General features: G+C 66.8%; 17 protein-coding genes. 8 read left to right on the forward strand and 9 right to left on the reverse strand.

Annotated elements, in window-relative coordinates:
- Positions 1 to 223 precede the first annotated feature (223 nt).
- Positions 224 to 2,008: a serine/threonine-protein kinase gene (locus JYA52_RS10640; protein WP_205653159.1), complete on the forward strand. Its 1,785-nt coding sequence runs from the start codon at positions 224 to 226 to the stop codon at positions 2,006 to 2,008.
- 19 nt (positions 2,009 to 2,027) lie between these two features.
- Here JYA52_RS10640 and JYA52_RS10645 read toward each other — a convergent pair whose 3' ends face one another.
- Positions 2,028 to 2,921 (reverse strand): TIGR01777 family oxidoreductase, encoded by an 894-nt coding sequence (locus JYA52_RS10645; RefSeq protein WP_205653160.1) that lies wholly within the window; start codon positions 2,919 to 2,921, stop codon positions 2,028 to 2,030.
- A gap of 76 nt (positions 2,922 to 2,997) precedes the next feature.
- On the opposite strand from JYA52_RS10645, the gene JYA52_RS10650 reads away from it, so the two are divergent.
- Positions 2,998 to 6,522, forward strand: a complete 3,525-nt coding sequence (locus tag JYA52_RS10650) for a S41 family peptidase (RefSeq protein WP_205653264.1) — start codon at positions 2,998 to 3,000, stop codon at positions 6,520 to 6,522.
- 148 nt (positions 6,523 to 6,670) lie between these two features.
- Here JYA52_RS10650 and JYA52_RS10655 read toward each other — a convergent pair whose 3' ends face one another.
- The 5 genes from JYA52_RS10655 to JYA52_RS10675 form a co-directional block, all read right to left on the reverse strand.
- Positions 6,671 to 7,102 carry an OsmC family protein gene (locus tag JYA52_RS10655; protein WP_205653161.1) on the reverse strand — a complete coding sequence of 144 codons (432 nt, stop codon included), beginning with the start codon at positions 7,100 to 7,102 and terminating at the stop codon, positions 6,671 to 6,673.
- Between the two features lie 122 nt (positions 7,103 to 7,224).
- A complete protein-coding gene (locus JYA52_RS10660) occupies positions 7,225 to 7,575 on the reverse strand; it encodes a hypothetical protein (protein WP_205653162.1) in 351 nt (116 codons plus the stop codon).
- A 156-nt stretch (positions 7,576 to 7,731) separates the two neighbouring features.
- Positions 7,732 to 9,480 carry a 2-oxoglutarate dehydrogenase, E2 component, dihydrolipoamide succinyltransferase gene (sucB, locus tag JYA52_RS10665; RefSeq protein WP_205653163.1) on the reverse strand — a complete coding sequence of 583 codons (1,749 nt, stop codon included), beginning with the start codon at positions 9,478 to 9,480 and terminating at the stop codon, positions 7,732 to 7,734.
- A 116-nt stretch (positions 9,481 to 9,596) separates the two neighbouring features.
- A complete protein-coding gene (gene lpdA / locus JYA52_RS10670; protein WP_205653164.1) occupies positions 9,597 to 10,979 on the reverse strand; it encodes a dihydrolipoyl dehydrogenase in 1,383 nt (460 codons plus the stop codon).
- A 266-nt stretch (positions 10,980 to 11,245) separates the two neighbouring features.
- Positions 11,246 to 12,769: a leucyl aminopeptidase gene (locus JYA52_RS10675; protein WP_205653165.1), complete on the reverse strand. Its 1,524-nt coding sequence runs from the start codon at positions 12,767 to 12,769 to the stop codon at positions 11,246 to 11,248.
- A gap of 259 nt (positions 12,770 to 13,028) precedes the next feature.
- On the opposite strand from JYA52_RS10675, the gene JYA52_RS10680 reads away from it, so the two are divergent.
- From JYA52_RS10680 to JYA52_RS10695, 4 genes are all read left to right on the forward strand, one after another.
- The gene (locus JYA52_RS10680) at positions 13,029 to 13,967 is read left to right on the forward strand and encodes a proteasome assembly chaperone family protein (protein WP_205653166.1); all 939 of its coding nucleotides are present in this window, start codon (positions 13,029 to 13,031) and stop codon (positions 13,965 to 13,967) included.
- A 61-nt stretch (positions 13,968 to 14,028) separates the two neighbouring features.
- A complete protein-coding gene (locus JYA52_RS10685) occupies positions 14,029 to 15,369 on the forward strand; it encodes an MFS transporter (RefSeq protein ID WP_205653167.1) in 1,341 nt (446 codons plus the stop codon).
- A gap of 99 nt (positions 15,370 to 15,468) precedes the next feature.
- Complete coding sequence (locus JYA52_RS10690) at positions 15,469 to 16,743, forward strand: DUF4192 domain-containing protein (protein WP_205653168.1); 1,275 nt, start codon at positions 15,469 to 15,471, stop codon at positions 16,741 to 16,743.
- 346 nt (positions 16,744 to 17,089) lie between these two features.
- A complete protein-coding gene (locus JYA52_RS10695; RefSeq protein ID WP_205653169.1) occupies positions 17,090 to 18,418 on the forward strand; it encodes an RNA polymerase sigma factor in 1,329 nt (442 codons plus the stop codon).
- Positions 18,419 to 18,603: 185 nt separating this feature from the next.
- Here JYA52_RS10695 and JYA52_RS10700 read toward each other — a convergent pair whose 3' ends face one another.
- Positions 18,604 to 18,825 carry a DUF7455 domain-containing protein gene (locus JYA52_RS10700; protein ID WP_205653170.1) on the reverse strand — a complete coding sequence of 74 codons (222 nt, stop codon included), beginning with the start codon at positions 18,823 to 18,825 and terminating at the stop codon, positions 18,604 to 18,606.
- 223 nt (positions 18,826 to 19,048) lie between these two features.
- On the opposite strand from JYA52_RS10700, the gene JYA52_RS10705 reads away from it, so the two are divergent.
- A complete protein-coding gene (locus JYA52_RS10705; RefSeq protein WP_205653171.1) occupies positions 19,049 to 21,157 on the forward strand; it encodes a DNA gyrase/topoisomerase IV subunit B in 2,109 nt (702 codons plus the stop codon).
- Between the two features lie 44 nt (positions 21,158 to 21,201).
- On the opposite strand, the gene JYA52_RS10710 is transcribed toward JYA52_RS10705, so the two are convergent.
- Both JYA52_RS10710 and JYA52_RS10715 read right to left on the reverse strand, forming a co-directional pair.
- The gene (locus tag JYA52_RS10710) at positions 21,202 to 22,188 is read right to left on the reverse strand and encodes a M56 family metallopeptidase (protein ID WP_205653172.1); all 987 of its coding nucleotides are present in this window, start codon (positions 22,186 to 22,188) and stop codon (positions 21,202 to 21,204) included.
- A gap of 6 nt (positions 22,189 to 22,194) precedes the next feature.
- A complete protein-coding gene (locus tag JYA52_RS10715; protein ID WP_205653173.1) occupies positions 22,195 to 22,581 on the reverse strand; it encodes a BlaI/MecI/CopY family transcriptional regulator in 387 nt (128 codons plus the stop codon).
- 275 nt (positions 22,582 to 22,856) lie between these two features.
- Here JYA52_RS10715 and JYA52_RS10720 point away from each other — a divergent pair, with 275 nt between their 5' ends.
- Entirely contained in the window at positions 22,857 to 24,458 is a 1,602-nt protein-coding gene (locus JYA52_RS10720; RefSeq protein WP_205653174.1) for a cytochrome ubiquinol oxidase subunit I, read from the forward strand.
- Positions 24,459 to 24,469: the final 11 nt, after the last annotated feature.

Genomic DNA, 24,469 nt, shown 5'->3' on the forward strand with positions numbered 1-24,469 from the left:
TCACAACCAAGCCCTCATCGCCCTCGCCAGACGCCGCTCAGACGTACTCTTCGCCATGCTCCGAGACGGAACCCTCTACCAAGAACCTGAGCCACGGAACCTACCCTCAGCCGCTTGACGAAAACCATAGAGGCACCCCCCCCCGGCGGCCCGGCCCGCGCCGGCGTCCGCCGCCTGTGGATAACTTCTGCAGGAACTCACCGATTCGGGTAGGCATTAAGCCATGGACGACGTGAGTCAGGACACGGATCATTCCGGGGAACGCGAGCCGCAGGTTCCGGGCTACCGGGTGTGCAGGCGGCTCGGCAGCGGCGGCAGCGCCGTGGTGTGGCTGGTGACCGAGGAGGCGAGCGGACGCAAGCTGGCGCTGAAGTGCTTCGGCACGGCATCCGGGACTGGACCGGGGAGCGGGGCGGTGCAGCATGCGGAGGAGGATATCCGCCGGGAGATCCTGATCATGTCGGTCCTTGACCACGGTCACCTGGTGAAGTCGCACGACGTTGTCACTATCGACGTTGTCACCATCGGCGGGGCCACGGAGAACGTCGTCGGGATCCTCATGGACTACGCGCCGGGCGGTTCACTGCGGCAACTTGTCGGCGCCCGGGGCAGGCTCAGTGTCGGGGAAACTGTGACGGTGCTGACGCCCATTGCGCAGGCGTTGGCCTATCTGCACGGCAGGGGATTCACGCATTCAGACGTTTCGCCCGGAAACGTGCTCTTCTCCGGGCATGGAAAACCGCTCCTCGCCGACCTTGGCCTGGCACGGATGGTGGGAGATCCTGCCGGCGTTTCCGAACATGGCACCGACGGTTTTCGGGATCCCTCACCGGTCGATGCACTCAGGGCGGGACTGCAGCCCGGCCGCGACGTTTACGCCGCCGCCGCGCTGGGCTGGTACTGCCTCACCGGAGCGCCGCCGCTCCCTGCACCCGACAGGCCGCCGCTGTCGTTGTTGGTGCCGGACGTCCCCCATGATCTTGCTGCGGCGCTGGAGGCAGGCCTCAGCGAGGACCGGCGGCAGCGGCCGGACGCCGCGGAACTGGCCACGGCCATCTACCGGAGCGCGGGAGCACTTCCGGTCGACCTTTCACGCTCCGTGCATCCGACCGTCCTGCCGGAGCTGCTGACCCGCAAGCCGGAGCAGCCGGCCCGCGGCCGGATGCGGGAACGGCTCGGTGCCTGGGGGAGGCGCCTCCGCACGTCCGCGCCCGCCGCCGCGTTCCGGAAGCGCCCGGGCACCTCCGAAGAGCCGCTCGGTGGCCGGCTATCGGCCGGTTCCCTGGCCAGCGCTCCGGACGGCCTGTTGCCAGGCAGGCATGGCCGGCACGCCCGGTCAGATCGGGGTGCGCCGCTCTCCGGCCAGCGGCGGCGCGCCTCGCGGGGCGCGGCTGCCGCGCCCCGCCGTCGGAGAGCCGCCTGGGCAGGCCTTTTGGCCGCTCCCGTCATTGCGGGCGCATGGCTGCTGCCGACGGCGCCACCCTCGGACCCGCTTCCGGGCGGTACCGGCACCGGGCCTTCCCTGGTGCGTGACGGCTCACCGGCGCCTGCTCCTGCTGCGACTCCTGCTCCTGCGGCGACAATGGCCGGGATCCCGGCTGCCGTCCGCAGCCGACTCCGGGCGGGAAATCCCGTGGAAGCCGTCAAAGGACTGGCCTGGCTGCGATCCACTGCCTTCAGCGAGGGACGGCTGGAACTGCTCGCCGAGGTCAACGCCCCGAACTCTCCGGCAGCGGCGGCGGACCGCCGGATCAGCGTCCGGCTGCGGGACTCCCGGACTGTCCTGGCCGGGTTCACCACCAGCCTCGTGCGCATCCGCAGCCTGCCGGAAAGCACGGGGGCAAGAGCGGTGGTGGCAGTGACCGCTGCAACGTCCGGTTATGTGGAGCGGTCTGCTGCGGGGGCCGTGGTGGCTACCGGCCTTCCTCAGCCGTCACTCGATCTGCGGCTGGTCCTGCTCCGCATTGATGGCAGGTGGCTGATCTCAGAGATCCTGCCGGCGCCATGACCCGTGCGATGCCAGGCCCTCAGGCGCCGCGCACCACCCATTCGGCGGCCTGCCGCAGGGCAGGATGCCGCCACACGAATCCGGCATCCTTCAGCCGGGCCGGCTCCACTTTCTGGCTGGCGAGCACGAGCTCGTCGGCCAGCTTGCCCATCACCAGGCGCAGTGCGGGCGCGGGAACGCGGAGCAGCGCCGGCCGGTGCAGGGCCCTGGCCAGCTCGCCCACCAGGGCGTTGACGTCGGCTGGTTCGGGGGACGCGACGATAACGGGCCCGGAGAGCGTGGACGTCAGCAGGAAACCAAGGGCTGCGGACAGGTCCGGCTGGGTGATCCAGGGCCAGTACTGGCGGCCATTGCCGAGCGGCCCGCCGACGCCCAGGCGCAGCAGCGGCAGCAGCCTGCCCAGGGCTCCGCCGGACCGGCTGAGCACCACCGCAGTCCGCGGGGTCACCACGCGGACACCGGCCGGCGCCTCATGGGCGGCGGCTTCCCACTCGACACAGACCCGGGCCAGGACGCCGGACCCTGCAGGCGATTCCTCGTGCAGGACGTCGTTGCCTGCGTCTCCGTAATAGCCCGTTCCGGACTGGCTGATGAAGGTTTTCGGTGGCGCGTCCAGATGCTTCATTGCCGTGGCCAGGGTCCGCGTCGGGCCCAGCCGTGAGCGAAAAAGCTCGTCGATCCGGCGGCCTGTCCAGGGCCTGTCGCCGATGCCAGCCCCGGACAGATTGATGACGGCGTCGGCTCCCTCGAGGCAGGACGGGTCGATGTGGCCGGCGGCCGGGTCCCAGCGCACTTCCGCCGGCGAGGCAGGGGTCCTCCTGACCAGCCGCGTGACGTCATGTCCGTCAGCGAGAAGATGGGCGGAAAGATCGGTACCGAGGAGCCCGGAGGAGCCGGCCATGACGATTCGCATGATCCATCTCACCACACGGCCCGGCACGGCAGGGCACCTCCCGGCCGGCCTTAGTGACTTTGACTATGATCGTACGATGACCTCTTCGAGCTACTTCCGATTCCCGCATGTTCACGGCGATCTGGTCACGTTTGTGGCCGAGGACGATGTCTGGATCGCGCCCCTCGGCGGAGGCCGTGCCTGGCGGATTTCCTCCTTGCAACTCCCGGCCCGGAACCCGCGGTTCACGCCGGACGGCAAGCGGCTCGTCTGGACGGTCGTGCAGGGAACGGCGCCTGAGGTGGTCATCGCCGACGTCGACGGCGGCGGGTACCGCCAGTTGACTTTCTTCGGTCACAGCACCACCAGGGTCAAAGGCTTCACGGCCTCCGGCGACGTGGTGGTCACCAGCGCGTTCCGCCAGGCCGAGAGCAGGCTCACGCATGCCTACCGCCTCCCGACGGAGGGCGGCTGGGCCGAGGAACTGCCGTTCGGGCCCGTTGAATCCGTGGCCTTCGGCACCGAGGTCGGCGACGAGAAGCCCGTTGTCGTGGCCAGCGTTCTGTCCCGGGAACCCGCATGGTGGAAGCGCTACCGCGGCGGCACGGCCGGGAAGCTCTGGATCGATGCCGACGGCAACGGTGAGTTCGCACGGCTGCTTCCGGACCTGGACGGCAACCTGGCCGACCCCATGTGGGTCGACGGGCGCATTGCCTTCCTCTCGGACCACGAAGGCTACGGCAACCTGTACTCTGTTCTGCCCAACGGCACAGACCTCCGGCGCCACACGGACCATGAGGACTTCTACGTCCGCCATGCATCCACCGACGGCAAGCGCGTCATTTTCGAGTCAGCCGGTGAGCTGTGGATTCTTCCTGACCTTGCCTCCGACGCCGTCCGGCTGGAGATTTCACTGGGATCGGCATCCCAGGGCCGCCGTCCGTCCCTGCTGAAGGTTGAGAAGCACCTCGGTGACGTCCGCCCTGACGTCTCAGGAGCGGCCAGTGCAGTAGAGGCGCACGGAACCATCCACTGGCTGCGGCACAAGGACGGGCCCTCGCGGGTGGTTGAAGCTACACCGGGCGTTCGGGCCAGGCTGCCGCGCCCTTTGACGGAGGGCCGCATCGCGTACGTTGCGGACCACGACGGAGACGAAGCGCTGTTCATCAGGGAGATCGCGCCAAAGCTCGAAGCACCGGAAGCACGGGCTGATCACGGAGTGCCGCCCACAGGGCAGGTCACCGGGGAGGCCGCGGGACAGCAGCCGTCCGGTGCTCCGGCACTGCCCAGTCCCGTCCCGGCTGCCGGCACCGCCGGCCAGCGCATTGATGTCGCCGTGGCTGACGATTCGCAGGCGGACGTCGCTCCTGCCGCCGGCACCGGGGACCAGGAGGGTCCGGGCGCCGGCTCCGTGTCCCCGGCCCCGAGCCGGATCGCCTTCCCCAAGCCTTCGCGGGCCAGCGCCATGGAAGCCAGTCCCGACGGTCGCTGGATTGCCGTGGGCACCGCATTCGGCGATGTCTACGTGGCCGATACGCGGGCAGGCTCAATCACCGCAGTGACGAGCATCGGCGAAGGCAGCATCGAAGCATTGTGCTGGTCGCCGGACTCCGCCTGGCTGGCCTGGTCGGAACCCGTGACGTCCTTCGGCTCCCGCAGCCGTCTCAGGCTGACCCGGGTGGGCACGGCCGGTCCGGGCGCAGCAGGCACCGGTACGGGGGCGCCAGAAATAATCGACGTGACGGACGGCCGTTTCCGCGACCAGTCGCCGTCGTTCACGCCGGACGGCAAGTTCCTCGCCTTCCTGTCCAACCGCAGTTTCGATCCGGTCTATGACGGGCATTCCTTCGACCTCTCCTTCCCCAGCCCGATCAAGCCCTACCTCGTGGCCCTGGCAGCGGATACGGCATCTCCCTTCGGCCCAAGCGTGGACCTTTCCTTCGAGTCGGAAACGGGCCAGGACGGCGACGCCGGCGAGACCGGCCAGCCGGTGCCGGTCAACGTTGACGCCGAGGGTCTCTCGCACCGCGTTGTCAGCGTCCCCGTCCCGCAGGGCAACTACTCCTCCCTGACGGCGGTCGACGGCGCGCTGTTGTGGCTGGACAGCCCGCTTGCCGGGGTGACCGGTGACGGCAAAGCCAGCCTGGAGGACAAAAACGCCGCACCCAGCCTGGTCCGTTTCGATCTGGCCAAGCGCAAGAGCACCACCATCGTTGACTCGCTGGACAGCTACCTGCTCTCCGGTGACGGCAAGAAGGTGGTGGTGATCCATGACAAGCAGATCCGGGTGGTGCCGTCCGACGCCAAGGCCGACGAGGAATCCGGCCAGGCGGTCAAGGTGGACCTCGCACGCATCCGGGTGCTGATGGATCCGCTGCGAGTCTGGGGACAGGCTTTTGACGAGGCGTGGCGGCTGCAGCGCGACTTCTTCTGGACCGAGGACATGGCAGGCCAGGACTGGGAATCGGTCCATAAGCGCTACCGGCCTCTGGTCGACAGGCTCGGCTCGCATGACGACCTCGTGGACCTGCTGTGGGAACTCCACGGCGAGCTGGGCACGTCGCATGCGTACGTCCGGCCGGCAGCGGCCACCGAAAACGGCAGCAACGGGCAAGGCCGCCTCGGCGCGGACCTGGCGTTTACCGGCGAGGGCTGGGAAATTATCCGCATCCTTGCGGGCGAATCGTCGGATCCCCTCGCGACGTCGCCGCTGTCCCGCCCCGGCGCCGCCGCCAAGGCCGGGGACGTCCTGCTCGCCGTCGACGGCGTTCAGCTCACCGAAAGCCTGACTCCCGCCATGCAGCTGGTCGGCGCGGCCGGGCGGACGGTGGAACTGACCATCCGCAACGGCGCGGGCCATGGCCCGGCAGCCGGCGACCAGCGGCGCATTGCCGTGGTTCCCATCAGGGACGAGGAACGCCTCCGCTACCAGGACTGGGTGGCCGCCAACCGCCGCACCGTACGGGAGGCGTCCGGCGGAAGCTTCGGCTACCTGCACGTCCCGGACATGATGGCCAACGGCTGGGCCCAGCTGCACCGTGACCTGGACACCGAAACCGCGCTCGACGGGCTGATCGTCGACGTGCGCCGGAACCGCGGCGGGCACACCTCCCAGCTGGTGGCTGAGCTGATCGGCCGCAAGGTGACAGGCTGGAGCATGCCGCGCGGGGAGAAGCCCCGGACCTACCCGCACCACGCGCCGCGCGGACCGGTCATTATCCTCGCCGACGAGTTTGCAGGGTCCGACGGCGACATCATCACGCAGGTATCGAAGCTGAGGGGCATTGGGCCCGTAATCGGGACCCGGACCTGGGGCGGAGTGGTGGGCATCGACAGCCGCTTCACACTCGCGGACGGCACCGGGGTCACCCAGCCGCGCTATGCCACCTGGTTTGCCGGCGGCGTGGGCTGGAACGTTGAAAACTACGGAGTTTCCCCGGACATCGAGGTGACTTTCCCGCCGCATGCGTATGCTGCCGGCCGGGACCCGCAACTGGAGTACGGCATCGGCGCGTTGAAGGAAATGGTGCAGGAGATCCCCACCGACCGTCCGCCGGCACGCGAAGGCTACCGCCGGCTGCGGCCCGGGCGGTTGCCGGCCCGCCAAGACACGAACGGCTGAGGCCCGGCTGAAGTGCCGTCTGAGGTCCGGCTCCCGGCGCCACAGCAGGCGCCACAGGAAAGGCCCTGGGCCCCGTACTGGATTCTCCAGAACGGGGCCCAGGGCCTTTGCTGCGTGCCTCCCGCTGCTGGCAGCGGGACGCCGGCAATCAGGAAGCGGCGAGCGTGGCGTCGAGGGTGATGTCGATGCTGGCGAGGGCGCCCGAGACCGGGCAGCCGACCTTGGCTTCCGCTGCGATCTTCTGGAACTCCTCTTCGGTGATGCCGGGGACCTTGGCGTTCAGGGTCAGGTGGCTGCCGGTGATGCCGGTGCCGGGCTTGAACGTGACGTCAGCCTTGGTGTGCACCTCGTCGGGCGTGTGGCCGGCCTGGGCGAGTGCGTGGCTGAACGCCATGGAGAAACAGGCGGAGTGGGCGGCGGCGATCAGCTCTTCCGGGCTGGTCTTGCCTTCAGCGGCCTCGGTGCGGGCCTTCCAGGTGACCTCGTAGGTACCCAGGCCGGAGCTGTCGAGGGTCGTGTTGCCGGCACCCGTCATCAGGTCGCCGTTCCATACCGTGTGTGCGGTGCGTGTTGCTGCCATGTCCACTCCTTAGCTTGGGTTCAGTTCAGGATCCGGCTGACGCCCGGTCCTTCCTGCACAATCCTATGGACTAGCCGGCGCCCGTGCACGGGTTGTCCGCTGTCAGAGGATTATGACCGGTGCTACTGCCAGAGCGTGGCGATCCCGATGTTCAGCAGGGCCAGGCCGCCGACAGCGTGCGCGAGGCCCGCCGAGACGGGCTCGTCCTTCTTATACTTGCGCCTGCCGATGAAGGCCAGCACGCCGACGGCCAGGGCGACGGCGAACTTGATGCCCAGCTTGACGTAGTTGGCGTCCATGTCCAGGGCAGGGATCAGGCCCATCATGACGATGCCCGTGAGCAGCTGGAGGGCGGCGCCGTCGAACTGCCGCGGGTGGACAGTGGGCTTCTTCATGTTGGCGATCCAGATGCCGACGATCATGGCGGCGCCGACGATGTGCAGGAAGACCATGATGTTATAGACGATGTTCATGGCACCAGTGTAGCCAGATACTTCTACGCTCCGTAGTAGGACTGGCGGTGGGTCGGACCGCAAGCAGCAGGCACGAAAAACGGCGGCGGCCGCCCGGTCAGCCGGTGGTTTCCCACCGCGTCCCGGACGGCCGTCGCCGTCGTGAATTACTGGAGGCTAGAGTCCCAGGTCCGCTTCGAACGCGCCCTCTTCGAGGCGTGCCTTCAGCGTCTGCAGGAAGCGTCCGGCGTCCGCGCCGTCCACCAGGCGGTGGTCGTACGTCAGCGACAGGTACATCATGGAGCGGACAGCGATGGAGTCATCGCCGTTTACGTCCTGGACCACCACGGGGCGCTTGACGATCGCGCCGGTGCCCAGGATGCCGACCTGCGGCTGGTTGATGATCGGGGTGTCGAACAGGGCGCCCACCGAACCGATGTTGGTGATGCTGAACGTTCCGCCGGACAGCTCGTCCGGGCCGATCTTGCCGTTGCGGGTGCGGTCTGCAACATCGGCGATTTTGCCGGCCAGGCCGGCAAGGTTCAGAGTGCCCGCGTCGGAAATGACGGGAACCAGCAGGCCCTTGTCAGTGTCGACGGCGATCGCCAGGTGCTCGGCGTTGTGGTAGGTGATTTCCTGCTTGTCTTCGTCGTAGGCAGCGTTGAGCTTGGGGTGCTGCTTCAGCGCTTCGGCCACGGCCTTGGCGATGAACGGCAGGAACGTCAGCTTGGTGCCGTTCTGGGCCTGGAACGAGTTCTTGGCCTTGAGGCGGAGCTTCGCCACCTTGGTCATGTCCACTTCGTGCACCTGGGTCAGCTGGGTGGAGACATCCAGTGACTCGCGCATGCGCCGGGCAATGACCTGGCGGATGCGCGGGGCCTTCTGCGAGGTGCCCCGCAGCGACGATGCCGCGGCGGACGCTGCTGACGGGGCCGCAGCAGCGGCAGGGGCGGACGGTTCGGCCGGGGCAGGCTTGGCCTCGGCGGCGGCCAGGACATCCTGCTTGCGGATGCGGCCGCCGACGCCCGTGCCGGACACCGCGGAAATGTCCACGCCGTGCTGGTTGGCCAGTTTGCGGACCAGGGGAGTGACGTAGCCGGATTCGCCGCCGGCGGCAGGTGCCTCGGCGGGAGCGGCCTGGGCCGCGGGAGCCGGAGCGGCCTCTGCCGGAGCAGCGGGGGCGGGTGCGGCAGAGGCAGGTGCTTCGGCCGGCTTTTCGGGTGCAGCAGCCGGTGCAGCGGCAGGAGCCTCTGCAGGCTTTTCGGGTGCCGCGGCGGGTGCGGCGGCAGGCGCGGCTGCGCCGGAGCCGATCACCGCAAGCACGGAGCCGACCTCGGCAGTTTCGTCTTCGTTGACGCGGATTTCCTGGAGGGTACCGGCAACCGGGGACGGAATTTCGGTGTCGACCTTGTCGGTGGAGACCTCGAGCAGCGGCTCGTCCACTTCCACGGAGTCGCCAATGGCCTTGAGCCACCGCGTCACGGTGCCCTCGGTAACGCTCTCGCCCAGGGCGGGGAGCGTCACTTCGTGGGATTCGCCGGAGGCGGCGGGAGCCTCCGCAGCGGGCGCTTCCTGGGCGGGAGCCTGTTCAGCCGGAGCCTCCGCGGGCGCTTCCTCGGCGGGTGCGGCTTCTGCGGCCGGTGCCTCTTCGGCCGGGGCGGCCTCAGCGGGAGCGGACCCGCCACCTGAGCCATCGCCGATGCGGACCAGGGGAGCACCAACTTCTGCGGTTTCGTCTTCGGCAACGAGGATTTCCTCGATGACGCCGGCGATCGGAGAGGGGATTTCAGTGTCTACTTTGTCGGTGGAGACTTCGAGCAGCGGCTCGTCCACCTCTACCCGGTCACCTACCTGCTTGAGCCAGCGGGTGACGGTTCCTTCGGTGACGCTCTCACCGAGGGCGGGCAAGTTAACGGATTCAGACATGTCGTCCCCGTTCTCCTTATTGATCTTTGTGCGGATGATTGCTGGCTTGTTCGAGCTTAGTGCACCCTGCGGATCATGCCGGGTGCACTAAGCCCTGTGGTACTGCGGAGCTGCTTTTAGCCGTGGAGGGCTTTGCCCGCGAGGGCGAGGTGGGCTTCGCCCAGCGCCTCGTTCTGGGTCGGGTGGGCGTGCAGCAGCTGGGCCACATCCTCCGGGTAGGCTTCCCAGTTCACGATCAGCTGGGCTTCGCCGATCTGCTCACCCATGCGGGAGCCGATCATGTGGACGCCGACGACCGGGCCGTCCTTCTGGCGGACCAGCTTCACGAGGCCGCCGGTGCCCAGGATGGAGCTCTTGCCGTTGCCGGCGAGGTTGTATTCCTGGGTCTCGACCTGGTCTTCGCCGAACTTGTCCTTGGCACCCTTTTCGGTGTAGCCGACCGTGGCGATCTCGGGCTCGCAGTAGGTGACCTTGGGGATGTTGACGTCTTCGACGATGACGGGCTTCAGGCCCGCGATTTCCTCGGCGACGAAGATGCCCTGCTGGTAGCCGCGGTGCGCGAGCTGGACGCCGGGAACGATGTCGCCGACGGCGTAGATGTTGCCGACGCCGGTGTGCAGGCGCTCGTTGGTGATGACGAAGCCGCGGTCGATGGTGACGCCTGCCTCTTCATACCCGAGGTTGGCCGTGACCGGGCCGCGGCCAACGGCCACCAGCAGGAGTTCGGCCTCGAACGTCTTGCCGTCAACCAGCGTGACCTTGACGCCGTTGTCGTTCTGCTCGACGCCCTGGAAGAAGGTGCCGGTGGAGAACTTGATGCCGCGCTTCTTGAAGGCGCGCTCGAGGTTCTTCACAATGGTGGCGTCTTCGTTCGGGACCAGCGAAGGCAGGCCTTCGACGATCGTGACGTCCACGCCGAAGGACTTCCACACGGATGCGAACTCGACGCCGATGACGCCGCCGCCGAGTACGATGACGCTCTTGGGGATGTAGTCCATGGTCAGCGCCTCGTCGGAGGTGATGACGCGGCCGCCGATCTCCAGGCCCGGGAGGGAGCGGGAGTAGGAGCCCGTGGCGAGGACGATGTTCTTGCCCTTGTAGGCGGTGCCGTTCACGACGACGGTGTCGGTGCCCTGGAGCTTGCCCTCACCCTCGATGACCGTGATGCCCTTGGACTTGATGAGGCCCTGCAGTCCCTTGAACTTGCCGGCGACGATTCCGTCCTTGTAGGCGTTGACGGCCGTGATGTCGATGCCGTCAAGGGTGACGTTCACGCCGTACTTGGCGGAGTCACGGGCGTGGTCGGCCAGTTCAGCCGAGTGCAGCAGCGCCTTGGTGGGGATACAGCCGTTGTGGAGGCAGGTTCCGCCGAGTTTGCCCTTCTCCACGAGGCCGACGGAGAAGCCAAGCTGAACGGCCCGGAGGGCGGTGGCGTATCCGCCGCTGCCGCCACCGAGTACCAGGATGTCGAATTCTTGCGCAGTTGCCTGATCGGCCACTTAAACGCTCCCTCGCGTGAACGATGACACGAGAGTACGCATCATCTGGTCTTGGAACTTGCTCTGCCGTGATTATGCCAGCAGGCCGGTTCCCTTTCATTTGTGACTACCGTGGTTCACCTTAGCGAACCACTTATCCATGCTCCACCTTGCCGCGACATTTGTGGAGCGCTTGTGTCGAGTGTCACGCGGCGGTGTGGCGGAAGGATCATTCCGCCCGCCACACCTGGTACCAGTGCCCGTACCAGTGTCAGTAACTGTGCCGGTCAGGCCCCGGCCAGGAGGTCCTCGGCGTACGCCACCAGCGTCCGGACCGTGCAGCCCGTGCCCTGCTTCGGGGTGTAGCCATAGGGTGCCCCGTTGTTGAAGGAGGGGCCGGCGATGTCGATGTGCGCCCAGGGGATCGGCTGGCCGTCCTTGCCCTTGCCCACGAATTCACGCAGGAACACCGCCGCCGTCATCATGCCGCCGTGGCGTTCGCCGATGTTGGCGAGGTCGGCCACCTGGGAGTCGAGGCTCGGCCGCAGCTCCTCCGGCAGCGGCATGGGCCAGACGAGCTCCCCTGCACGGTCTGCCGCCGCCTTCAGCGGGCCGGTGACACTGTCGGCGCCCATGACACCCGCGGTGCGGTTTCCGAGGGCGATGAGCTGTGCCCCTGTCAGCGTGGCGACGTCGATGATCGCGTCCGGGTACTCCTGGCTCGCCGCGACGATGCCGTCCGCCATGACCAGCCGGCCCTCGGCGTCGGTGTTAAGGACTTCGACCGTCTTGCCGCCGAACATCGTGAGGACGTCTGCCGGACGGGATGCCGCGCCCGACGGCATGTTCTCCGCAATGCACAGCCAGGCGGTCGCCTTTACCGGCAGGCCCAGGCCGGCGAGGGTCAGCACCGTATTAAGGACGACGGCGGCGCCCGCCATATCGCTCTTCATGTCACCCATGCCCAGGGCAGGCTTAATGGAGATGCCGCCGGTGTCGAACGTGATGCCCTTGCCCACGAGGGCGATTTTCCGGGTGGCCTTCGCCGGCGCGTATTCAACCTTGACGAGGCGGGGCTGGCGCGAGGAGCCCTTGCCGACGCCCATGATGCCGCCGAAGCCTTCCTTCTCGAGGCGCTTCTCGTCCCACACGGTCACCTTGACGGGAAGGCCCTTGGCCAGTTCCTTGGCGGCATCCGCGAAGGATTCCGGGTAGAGGTGGCTGGGTGGTTCGTTCACCAGCGAGCGGGTGGCGTTGACTGCCTTCCCAAGGAGCGCCGCGCGCTTCAGCGCCGGTTCAAGGTCCTTGTCGCCGGCCAGGTCCGTGAAGATCACCACATTGCGGACGGGATCCTTCAGCCCGTCCTTGGACGAGCGGTACTCCGTAAAGGAATAGGCGCCCAGCGCCGCGCCCTCCGCGACGGCGGCGACGTCGCCGACATCCGCCGTCGGGAAGGCCAGCGTAACGGTGGTGAGCCCCGCCAGCTGGCGGACCGCCGAACCGGCTGCACGGCGCAGTGCCTCGCGGGTCAGCTTTTGGCCCGCGCTGACCTTTCCGACGCCCGCCAGCACGACGACGCCGTTGCCTGCCTCGGGAAGACCCGGAAGGCGGACGGCCTGGTCGGCCGCCCCGGTGATGCCAAGAACCTTCAACGATTCGGCCAGCGCTTCGGCAGACTTGGCCGTCAGCGGGTTCTCAAGCAGGACGGGGCCGTCCGCCCCCTGTCCCACGCCGATGACGACGGCGTCGCTGGCAGCCTTCTTGAGGTCGCGCGCAATGGCGCTAAGGTTGATTTCACTATTCTTGACCACGAGGATCAGTCCTCAATTCTCTGTGACGATTCGTGCGGGAAGTGCAAAGTAAAAGGCGCCCTGCCGTGGGTGCCCGGACGCCGTCCGCCTGGGAGTCCGCCGGCAACGGTGGCCCTCAGCGAAGGCCACTTCCGATCGTAGTCTCTCACCGTCCGCACAGCCGGATTCAGTGAGAGCCGCGCCACTGCGGCCCAAGGAATGCCCCGGACGCGCGCAGCGTTATGGACATTAACCCCTCCGACCATGAAAGGAACTCGCCGTGTTTGAACGGATTTCCGGCTCGCTGCTGGACCCCGACGCGCTCTACGCCAAGAACATTGAGCTGTTCCACAGCCCCGAACTGCGCGGGCTGAATCTGGTGATGGGCTTCACCGGTTTCGCCGACGCGGGCCATGTGGTCAGGCAGATCACGGCCGAGCTCCTCGACAACCTCGATTCCGAACGCGTCGCCGTGTTTGATGCCGACCAGCTCATCGACTACCGGTCCCGGCGGCCGCATGTGTCCTTCGTTGAGGACCACCTCGAGGACTACCAGGCGCCCAGCCTCGCCCTCTACCGGCTCATCGACGGCCTGGGCAGGCCGTTCCTCTTCCTTGCCGGATTCGAGCCTGACCTGCAGTGGGAACGCTTCGCGCGTGCCGTCGTGCAGATCGTGGAGTCCCTGGACGTCAACCTGGTGACGTGGATCCACTCGATCCCCATGCCTGTGCCGCACACCCGCCCGGTGGGCGTGACGGTGCATGGCAACCGCCCCGAGCTGATCGAGGGCATCTCCGCCTGGAAGCCCACGGTGGAAGTGCCCGCCGCTGTGGGCCACGTGCTGGAACTGCGCCTTGCGGATGCCGGGCGGAACGTGGCCGGCTACGTGATCCATGTCCCGCACTATCTGGCCGAGGCCGAGTATCCGACGGCGGCCGTGGCGGGCCTTGAATACCTCGGCGCAGCCACCTCCCTCATGCTCCCCACCGACAGGCTGCGGGAGTCGGGCCGCGACGTCGGGCGGCAGATCGCCGAACAGGTCGAGGCGTCGGAGGATGTCCAGCAGGTGGTCGCCAAGCTGGAGGCCCGCTACGACGAGAAGGCGGAGGGTACCGTCCGCCGTTCCCTGCTGGCCGACGAGAACGATGAACTGCCGGACGCTGATGCGCTCGGAGCCGCTGTGGAGGCGTACCTGGCCCGCGAAAATCCGACGCCATAATATGGGTCACTAAAGCCCGGAATTAAATAGGATTTTTGCGCAGGCCGGGCATAATAAAAAGGTGACTGCACCCCGCGCCTGGCTCATTTGGTCCATTGGCATTTTCTCGTACCTGGTGGCTGTGACCCAGCGTACGTCGTTTGGTGTTGTCGGACTCGAGGCTACAGAACGGTTCCACGCGAGTGCCTCGGCGATTTCGTTTTTCACCGTATTGCAGCTCCTTGTCTATGCGGGGCTCCAGATCCCCGTGGGCGTGCTGGTGGACAGGTTCGGCTCCCGGGCCATGATTGCCGGCGGCGCCCTGCTCATGGGGCTGGGCCAGCTCCAGCTCGCCTTCGCCGAGAGCGTCCCTGCCGGCGTGCTCGGCCGCGTCCTGGTGGGCGCGGGCGACGCCATGACGTTCATCTCCGTCATCCGGCTGATCCCGCTGTGGTTTGCTCCGGCCCGCGTGCCGCTGCTGACCCAGCTCACGGGAATGTCCGGGCAGCTCGGGCAGTTGCTGAGCGTGGTGCCGTTCGCCTTCGTCCTCCACGCCGCGGGCTGGAGCCCGGCCTTTCTGTCGCTGGCGGGACTGTCCGGCGTCGCCATCGTCCTGGTGGTTCTGCTGCTGCAGGACGTGCCTCCAGGCACTCCCCGGCAGGAGTCAAGCAAGGGCCTGCGCGCCACCGGTGTGTCGCTCTCCCGTGCCTGGAAGCAGCCGGGCACACGGCTGGGCATGTGGAGCCACTTCACCATCCAGTTCAGCGGCACCGTGTTCGCCATGACCTGGGGATACCCCTTCCTGATCTCAGCGCAGGGCCTGGACTCATCGACGGTGGCCTCGCTCATGTCTCTCTACGTGGCCGGTGCCATCGGTGCCGGACCACTGATCGGCCGGTTTGTCTCCCGGCACCCCCTCCGCCGCTCCACCATGGTTCTCCTGCTTGTCGCCGCCACCGCTGTTGCCTGGGCGGCGGTGCTGCTCTACCCGGGCCGCTCCCCGCTGTGGCTGCTGGCCGCGCTGGTTGTGGTGCTGGCCATCGGAGGTCCGGGTTCCATGATCGGCTTTGATTTTGCCCGTACCTTCAACCCGGCGCACCGGATCGGTACCGCCACGGGCATTGTCAACGTCGGCGGTTTCTTCGCAGCGCTCATTACCATCTACCTGATCGGCGCCGTCCTCGACATCCTGTATTCCACCGGGTTCTCCAACGGAGTGCTGTACGGCCTCGAGCCATTCCGCATCGCCCTGAGCGTGCACTTCCTGATCCTGGGGGTCGGCTCCGTGGCCATGCTCGTGGTCCGCCGGAAGGTGCGCCGGCAGATGGCCGCCCAGGGAGTGGTGGTGGCGCCGTTGCTGCAGGCGATGGCCGAACAGCGCAGGGCGAGGAACGCGCGGCGGAAGGCGTCGTCCCGCGAGTAGGCCCGCGACCAGCAGTGCCCGGCCGGCACTATCCCACCACAATGCACATAGCGAAAGTCGGGCCTACCAGACGGTAACGCGCTGTCTCAGGCTGGAGGCATGACAGCACCCCAGCACCTCACCATCACCGGCCCCGAAGATATCCTGGGGTACGTTCCGCACAGCCTGGGATATTGGCCGTCCCGCAGCCTCGTGGCCATGACCATGCAGGGTAAACGGCTCGGGGCCACGCTCCGTGTCGACTTGCCGGAGGGTGCGTCGTCCAGGCACGGCCTCGAGGACTTCTCCCGGACTGTCGCCCAGTACCTCCTCGCGGATGACGACGCCAACGGCACCCTCCTGATGTTCTTCACGGACGACGGCTGGACGGACGCCTCCGGTCCGCCTGGCGGCCGGGAGTTGCTCGCTGACCTTGAAACCGCCCTGGGTCTCGCAGGGATGCCCGTGCGGGACGCCTGGTATGTCGGCGCCGAATACTGGCGGAACGTGTATTGCACGGATACCGGCTGCTGCCCGCTGCCCGGGCGGCCCCTTGCCGAGATCCGGGACAGCCGCCTCAACGCAGAGATGGTGTACCTGGGGAGCAGCGTGGGGGCGCCGCCCGGGGACGGCCCCGCGGGGGGACCGGAACCTGAGGAGAATCCGGCGGTGCTTGCCGCGGAGCAGCGCTGGACGGAAACACTCTGCGGCAAAAGGGCCAGCCGGCCCCAGTTCGAAAGGGTGCTGGATACCTGGGAGTCGGCGCTGGCGGCAAAATCAGGCACCACCCGGCTGCCCCACGAAGTCGCGGGTTTCCTGCGTGCCACCCTGTGTGTTCCGTCGTGGCGCGACGCCGTCCTGGTCATGGCTGCGGCGGGCCGCCCTGCAGCGGTGGCGGGTGCGGAGGAGTTCGGCATCTTCTCGGCCCTGCCCGGTCCGCCCGCAACAGTGCCGTCCGGCATGGAGGTGCCTGCGGTGACGGCGCGTCCCTCGGTCCAGCCGGCCGGAGCTGCGGAGCCTGGTTCATCCCCCGTCCCTGGCAACGGCGAGGTCCCGGACAATCAGGAGGTCCCTGGCTACGGCGAGGTCCTCCTCGGCCTGACTCCTCTGGTGCCGGACTGGACGAGGATGAAGTCCCTTGAAGACGCGATGCTGCAGCTGGCACACTGCGGTCCGGGGGAAGCGCAGGCGGCTGCCTGGACGGCCAAAGCCTGGATCGAATGGTGCCGGGGGAGAGGCTCATACGCCCATGCCTCCCTGGGCCGCGCCCTTGAGGCCGCCCCTGGGTACCGGCTGGCGGAACTGCTTTCCGAGGTGGTCCGGCGGGGAACGATCTGCGGCTGGGCAGCACGAAGGGAGGCGGCCTGGCAGAAATTCGGCACGGACGCCGCATAGAGCCGGAACTGGCGCCGCACTGCAAGGCATCTGGCGGCAAAGGCGCCTGGTGGCAAGGTCAGTGCCTCGCATCAGGGTCGCCGGCCAGCGAAGGCGCGCCGGACATTACGGTCCCGGCGGCCCCTGACGGGGAAAATCATGAGACAATGGTTGCCGAGACCCGGTTGGGTCCGTGAATCAGTGCTTGCAGTGGCACCCGGAAACGGGAACATTGCGGCCGCCTCGGCAGTTCTACTTAATGACTCTGTCGGTCGTGGTTGCACCTGATGTCAATCACGGACTTGACAGGGTCATAGTGGTGTTGCCCGTATGGTGATTCCACAGACCGCCGCTAGAAAGGTTTTCTGTGACCCCGTCTTCCGCGAAGAAGGAACCCGCCGCCCAGGCCGATGTATTGGCCGAGGATAAGAAGGCGGCAACCAACGCCAAGCGTGCAGCCACCCGCGCCGCGAACAAGGCTGTCAAGGATGCCGCAGTCGGTGGCGACGCTGCGTCGGCCGCCGGCAAGCCCGAGCCGAAGAAGCGTGGCCCCAAGCCCGGCGCCAAGGCGGCAGCCGAAGCCGCCGGAAGCCGCTCAACGTCGGATGACGACGTCGATGTGGATGTCGAAGAGGATCTCGACGACGTATCGCCCGATCCCGCCGAGCTCACTGAGGAAGGCGACGAAGCCGGCAAGGCTGCCGCCGCACCCACCGGCTCCGGATTCGTCTACTCCGATGCCGACGACGATGACGCCCCTGTACAGCAGGTCATGTCGGCAGGTGCCACCGCCGACCCCGTCAAGGACTACCTGAAGCAGATCGGCAAGGTTGCCCTCCTCAACGCCGAACAGGAGGTTGACCTCGCCCTCCGGATTGAGGCCGGCCTTTTCGCCGAAGAGAAGATCAACGCCGATGACGGCTCCATGGACCCGAAGTACAAGCGCGAGCTCGAGTTCATCATCCACGACGGCAAGCGCGCCAAGAACCACCTCCTCGAGGCGAACCTCCGCCTCGTGGTGTCGCTGGCCAAGCGCTACACCGGCCGCGGCATGCTGTTCCTGGACCTGATCCAGGAAGGCAACCTCGGCCTCATCCGTGCAGTTGAGAAGTTCGACTACACCAAGGGCTTCAAGTTCTCCACCTACGCCACCTGGTGGATCCGGCAGGCCATCACCCGCGCCATGGCTGACCAGGCCCGCACCATCCGTATCCCCGTGCACATGGTCGAGGTCATCAACAAGCTCGCCCGTGTGCAGCGCCAGATGCTGCAGGACCTCGGCCGTGAACCCACGCCCGAAGAGCTGGCCCTTGAGCTGGACATGACGCCGGAAAAGGTTGTTGAAGTCCAGAAGTACGGCCGCGAACCCATCTCCCTGCACACGCCGCTCGGTGAGGACGGCGACTCCGAGTTCGGCGATCTCATCGAGGACTCCGAAGCCGTGGTTCCGGCTGACGCCGTGAGCTTCACGCTGCTGCAGGAACAGCTGCACTCGGTGCTGGACACGCTCTCCGAACGTGAAGCCGGCGTGGTCGCGATGCGCTTCGGCCTCACGGACGGCCAGCCGAAGACTTTAGACGAAATCGGCAAGGTCTACGGCGTTACGCGTGAGCGCATCCGCCAGATCGAATCCAAGACGATGTCCAAGCTGCGGCACCCGTCGCGGTCCCAGGTCCTGCGGGATTACCTGGACTAGGAAGCCGTCTCCACAGCAAGGGGCTGCCGCCGGATGCACCGGCGGCAGCCCCTTTCAGTTGTTTTGAATGCTGCTGTTTTCAAACCCGGACCCAGTCCGGGCAGCAAAAAAGCCAGGGTCCCTTGCCGGGAGCCTGGCTTTCCTGCTTCGCGCTTTCCTGCTTTAGCGCTTCTCAGCTGCGGGGTCTAGTCGACCGGTACCGGTTCCCTCTCGTGAAGCCGGCCCGACTCATCGTGCCACTCCGAGCTCAGTGGCTTGAGCGTAGCTTCCACGGCACGTGAATGGTGAGCGCAGAAGAGCAGCTCACCTCCGGAGGACTCGAGTACAACCCGGACGTATGCCTGCGCACCGCAACGGTCGCACCGGTCAGCTGCGGTGAGTGTGCGGTCGGCAACTGCTGTTGTCATGTCGGCCTCCTTAGTAGATCTGTACATCTATATAACCAGCATTCGGTGCCAAACTATGGCAAGGATGTGTCACTTTCGCTGTCCGCGTATCACGTCTGCGTAACGGCAGGCAGGAGCTGGAGCCGCGTGTGGAGTGGCAGTCCGGCTATCGTGGGCCGCGGGACTAGGCTATAGGAAGCCATTTAATGCCCTGCCGGGCCCTCGCTGAAGGAGTTCACTACCCGTGGCACCGAGTTCTGATTACACCGCCCGCCACCTATCGGTGCTGGAGGGCCTCGAGGCTGTCCGGAAGCGTCCGGGCATGTACATCGGCTCCACGGATTCGCGCGGACTCATGCACTGCCTGTGGGAAATCATCGACAATTCCGTGGATGAGGCCCTGGCCGGCTACGGCCACGACATCAAGGTCATCCTTCACGCGGACAACTCCGTGGAGATCCACGACGACGGCCGCGGTATTCCGATTGACGTGGAACCCAAGACCGGCCTCACCGGCGTGGAAGTCGTCTTCACCAAGCTGCATGCCGGCGGCAAGTTCGGCGGCGGCTCCTACACGGCATCGGGCGGCCTGCACGGTGTCGGCGCGTCTGTGGTGAACGCCCTGTCCGCCCGGCTGGACGCCGAAGTGGACCGCGGCGGCAAGACGTACAAGATGTCGTTCCGCAGGGGCGAGCCGGGCAGGTTCAAGGACACCGGCACCCGCCCGGACCCCTCGGCCACGTTCACGCCCTTCGTTGATGATTCCGTGCTCGACGTCGTCGGCAAGGCCAAGCGGGGCGTGACCGGTACCCGGATCCGGTACTGGGCCGACAGGCAGATCTTCACGCCGGACGCCAAATTTTCCTACGACGAACTGGCGGCCCGTGCCCGCCAGACCTCCTTCCTGGTTCCGGGCCTGAAACTGACCGTCCGCGACGAACGCAAGCTCCCCGGCACCCCGGGGGAAAACGGCCCGCACGAGGAAGTGTTCCACCACGATGGGGGCATCTCGGAGTTCGCGGAATTCCTGGCCATCGATGCGGGCGTCACGGACGTCTGGCGGCTGCACGGTGCGGGGAAGTTCAAGGAAACGGTCCCGGTGCTGGATGACAGGGGCCACAGCAAGCTGGCCGAAGTGGAACGCGACTGTGAGGTGGACGTCGCGCTGCGCTGGGGGATCGGCTACGACACCACTGTCCGCAGCTTCGTGAACATCATCTCCACGCCGAAGGGCGGCACCCACCAGGCCGGCCTTGAGCAGGCCCTGGTCAAGACGTTCCGCAAGGCAGTGGAAGCGAACGCCAGGAAACTCAAAGCCGGCAACGACAAGATCGAAAAAGACGACATCTTTGCCGGCCTCACGGCCGTGCTGACCGTGCGCCTGGCCGAACCGCAGTTCGAGGGCCAGACCAAGGAGATCCTGGGCACGTCGGCGGTCAAGGCGATCGTGGCGCGGGTCGTGGAGCGTGAGATCTCCGCCAAGCTCAGCTCCTCGAACCGCAACGACAAGGCGCAGTCGGCCCTGCTCCTGGAGAAGATCGTCAGCGAGATGAAGTCCCGCATCTCCGCCCGGGTGCACAAGGAAACGCAGCGCCGCAAGACCGCGCTCGAGACCTCCTCCATGCCTACGAAGCTCGCGGACTGCCGGACGGACGATGTTGACCGCTCCGAGCTGTTCATCGTCGAGGGTGACTCCGCCCTCGGCACCGCGAAGCTGGCACGGTCCTCTGACTTCCAGGCACTGCTGCCGATCCGGGGCAAGATCCTGAACGTCCAGAAGGCCTCTGTGGGGGACATGCTCTCCAACGCCGAATGTGCCGCGCTGATCCAGGTGGTCGGTGCCGGCTCGGGACGCAGCTTTGCGATCGAGGCTGCCCGCTACGGGAAAGTCATCCTGATGACGGACGCCGACGTCGACGGCGCCCACATCCGCACGCTGCTGCTCACGCTCTTCTTCCGCTACATGCGCCCCATGGTCGAGCAGGGCAGGGTCTTCGCGGCTGTGCCCCCGCTGCACCGTGTGGAAGTGATCAACCCGGGCCAAAAGGCCAACGAGATGATCTACACCTACTCGGAGGCGGAGCTCCACGCGCTCCTGGCCCGGCTGGCCAAGGAAGGCAAGCGCTACAAGGAACCCATCCAGCGGTACAAGGGCCTGGGGGAGATGGACGCCGAGCAGCTCGCCGAAACCACCATGGACCCGAGGCACCGGATGCTCCGGAAGGTGAACATCGAGAACGCCCAGCGCGCGGAGGCCACCTTTGACCTGCTCATGGGATCGGATGTTGCCCCCCGGAAGGACTTCATCGTTGCGGGGGCTGCCAGCCTGGACAGGGACCGCATCGACGCCTGACCCGTGCAGGGCCGGCAGGTGAGCCTGGCTCCGCAGCAGCAGACCTAGCCCAGCAGGCCCGGGACTATCAGCAGCGCTGTGGGCATGGCCAGCAGCAGGACGCAGACCGCCAGCACGGCCGCCCGGAGGGGAGCCGGAAGCGGCGCGCGGGGCGAGAGCAGGCGGCTGACGCGGGACGCCGTCGTGCTGGCCGAGCCCGATCCACCCGCACCGTCGGGCAGCTGCAGACCCTGCCCGGCAAGTTCGCCCCGGCCGATGGCGGGCGCTGCCTGCGGGACGGCGGACCCGCTCGCGACGATGGCAATGGCTTTGATCAGCGTGGCCTTGCTCTCCGTCTTGAGGGCGACGTCATCGGCGAGCATTTCGATCAGTGAGTTGACAGCCTCCTGCGCCAGGCGCGTCGTGGGCAGCCAGGGAAGGGCCTGGCGCCAGGCGGCGAAGGCCCACAGCAGGAGGTGGTGGCGCTGGTTCAGGTGGGCGTTCTCGTGGATCAGCACGGCACGCAACTCGGCCGGTTCCAAGGCCGCCATGAGCCCGTCGGAGAGTACCGTGACGGACCGCGCGCCGCCCGGCAGGCAGTAGGCCACGGGCGAGTCGTGGTTGATCACCACGGTGCCCGTGCCATCTGTGGAAGGAGAAGCCAGCAGCGCCAGCAGCTCGCGGTGCCGCCTGCGCTGCCGCTCAATCTTGTAGTAGGTCAGCAGCAGGGTGAATACCAGGTGCGCCGTGAGCAGTGCCGCTGCCGACAACGCGAAGAGATGCCAGAAGCCGAGCGCCGTGGTGGGGGCGTTCTGGAACACCATCCCGGCGAGTGCCCTGAGGCCCGCGATCAGGTTGTCCCCAACCGGCTCCAGCCCGTAAACGAGCATGGCCCCGATCATGGACAGGCCACCGGCCAGGCCGATGGCCTGCCACAGCAACATGGCCGTGAAAGGATCCCGCGCAGGCCAGTGGGCGCGGGAAAGGAGGATAGGCACCGGCCAGGCCAGTACTATCGCCAGGACCGCCAGGAAGTATGAGGTCCAGAACATCGTCCGCTAGCTGTGGCCAAGCAGTTTGCGCAGCGTCTCAGCTTCACTCTCCGTCACGGAGCCGATAAAGCGGGCCAGCACGGCTTCACGGTCCGGAGCCGATCCCAGCACCTCGTGCATCAGCTCGGCAGTGTGGTCCTCCCGGCTGGAAACAGCCTGGTACCGGTGCGGCCGCATACCGCGTTCGCGCTCCACGAGGCCCTTCTTTTCCAGGCGCGACAGCACGGTCAGGACCGTGGTGACGGCCAGGTCCTTGCCCACATGGCCTGCGGCGCCGCCCTGGGCCACCGTGCTCTGTGCCAGCAGGTCGCGCAGCGTGTTGGCGGTTGCAGCTTCCCGGCCAGCCCAGAGCAGGTCCATCACTGCCCGTTCGAGTTCCCCAAGACTTGCCATCTCTACATCCTTTTGACAACGCGCCGCCTGCGGCCGGTTGGCCGCCACGTGCTGTGATTCCAATACTTCACCTTCAAATCTAGCGCGTTTGCGCGTTTCTTTCTACATGAGGTAGAACATGCGGCGCGCCGCGCCTCATTGCAGGCCCTCCGTGACGGTGTAACGATGGTTTACAGCGTGGGCACGTTGTTCTACACTCTGTAGAAGTTGCTGTTCTACGCGACGTAGAAAACAGCGCTTGAGAGCTTGAGACCCAGCCAACAGTAGGGACCGCCTTGGAAGCCTTGGAAATCGCACGCTGGCAATTCGGAATCACCACGGTCTATCACTTCATGATGGTGCCGCTGACCATCGGGCTGGGCCTCGTCGTAGCAGTGATCCAGACGATCTGGTACCGGACCGGCAACCCGGCCTACCTGCGCATGACCAAATTCTGGGGAAAGCTGTTCCTCATCAACTTCATCATGGGCGTGGCCACCGGCATTGTGCAGGAGTTCCAGTTCGGCATGGCGTGGAGCGAGTACAGCCGCTTCGTCGGTGACGTTTTCGGTGCGCCGCTGGCCCTCGAAGCCCTGCTCGCGTTTTTCGTCGAGTCCACGTTCCTGGGCCTCTGGATCTTCGGCTGGAAGCAGCTGAAGAAGGGCGTGCACCTGGCCTGCCTCTGGATCGCCGTGATCGGCTCGTTCTTTTCCGCGTACTTCATCATCGTCGCCAACAGCTGGATGCAGCACCCCGTGGGTGTGGACATGGTCGACGGCCGGCCCGTCATGACGGACGCCTGGGCGGTCTTCACCAACAACACCGCCCTGGTCGCCGTTCCGCACACGCTCTTCGGTGCCCTGGCCGTCGCCGGCGGATTCCTGCTCGGCATTGCCTGGTACCACCTCTGGCGGCGGCGCAGGGACGGCATCGACACCGTGGGCGCCGACGGCAAGGTCATCGCCGGTTCCGCGGACATTCCCGGCCGGGACCGCACGGACCACACCGTATGGATCCGCTCGCTGCGGATCGGGGCCGTCGTTGCCATGATTTCGTTCGCCGGCACGGCGCTGACCGGAGACCTCCAGGGAAAGCTGATGTTCGAACAGCAGCCCATGAAGATGGCCGCCGCCGAGGCCGCCTGCCACGACGGAACGGGATTCTCGGTCCTCAGCGTCGGGAACATCGGGTCCCGCAACTGCGACGACATTGTGGCCCTGATCGAGGTCCCGGGCATCCTCTCCTACCTGGCCAAGGGGGATTTCACCACCGAAGTCAAGGGCGTCAACAGCCTCCTGGACCAGTACAAGGCCGACTATGGCACGCACCTGCCGGACAATCCCATCTACGGTGAGCGGGCGGGGCAGGAGATCGAGTACGTGCCCGTCATGGAGGTCACCTACTGGGGCTTCCGCATGATGATCGGCTTCGGCGGAGTCGCCGCCCTGGCTGCACTGCTGGCCCTCTGGGTCACCCGCAGTGGAACCGTGCCGGAGTCCCGCTGGCTCATGCGGCTGGCCGTGTTCGGCATCCTGGCACCCTTCGGAGCGAACGCCGCGGGCTGGATCTTCACCGAAATGGGACGGCAGCCGTTCGTCGTGGCACCCAATCCCGACCTCAACGGCATCGACCAGGTCTTCATGTTTACCGCGGCAGCAGTTTCTCCCGGGGTCTCCGCCGGGGAGATCCTGACATCGCTGATCGTCCTCACCACCATCTATGCCGTGCTGCTCGTGGTGGAGGTGAAACTCCTCGTCAAGTACGTCCGGGGCGGCGTGGTCTCCGCCATGCCGGAACTGGTGAGCGCGCCCGTCGACGAGAACGAGGACGCCACCCCCGGACCGGGCGGGCCCGGCAAAGCGGGAACAGCCGACGACGTCCTGGCCTTCGCCTACTAAGACCTGAGGAT

The organism is Arthrobacter pascens, from assembly GCF_017052465.1.
GTDB lineage: Bacteria > Actinomycetota > Actinomycetes > Actinomycetales > Micrococcaceae > Arthrobacter > Arthrobacter pascens.

Coding starts and splice junctions, on each gene's coding strand:
- JYA52_RS10640 (WP_205653159.1), top strand. CDS start 224: ATGGACGACGTGAGTCAGGACACGGATCATTCCGGGGAACGCGAGCCG.
- JYA52_RS10690 (WP_205653168.1), top strand. CDS start 15,469: ATGACAGCACCCCAGCACCTCACCATCACCGGCCCCGAAGATATCCTG.
- JYA52_RS10660 (WP_205653162.1), bottom strand. CDS start 7,575: ATGAACATCGTCTATAACATCATGGTCTTCCTGCACATCGTCGGCGCC.
- JYA52_RS10710 (WP_205653172.1), bottom strand. CDS start 22,188: ATGTTCTGGACCTCATACTTCCTGGCGGTCCTGGCGATAGTACTGGCC.
- JYA52_RS10700 (WP_205653170.1), bottom strand. CDS start 18,825: ATGACAACAGCAGTTGCCGACCGCACACTCACCGCAGCTGACCGGTGC.
- JYA52_RS10650 (WP_205653264.1), top strand. CDS start 2,998: ATGACCTCTTCGAGCTACTTCCGATTCCCGCATGTTCACGGCGATCTG.
- JYA52_RS10645 (WP_205653160.1), bottom strand. CDS start 2,921: ATGCGAATCGTCATGGCCGGCTCCTCCGGGCTCCTCGGTACCGATCTT.
- JYA52_RS10715 (WP_205653173.1), bottom strand. CDS start 22,581: ATGGCAAGTCTTGGGGAACTCGAACGGGCAGTGATGGACCTGCTCTGG.
- sucB (WP_205653163.1), bottom strand. CDS start 9,480: ATGTCTGAATCCGTTAACTTGCCCGCCCTCGGTGAGAGCGTCACCGAA.
- JYA52_RS10655 (WP_205653161.1), bottom strand. CDS start 7,102: ATGGCAGCAACACGCACCGCACACACGGTATGGAACGGCGACCTGATG.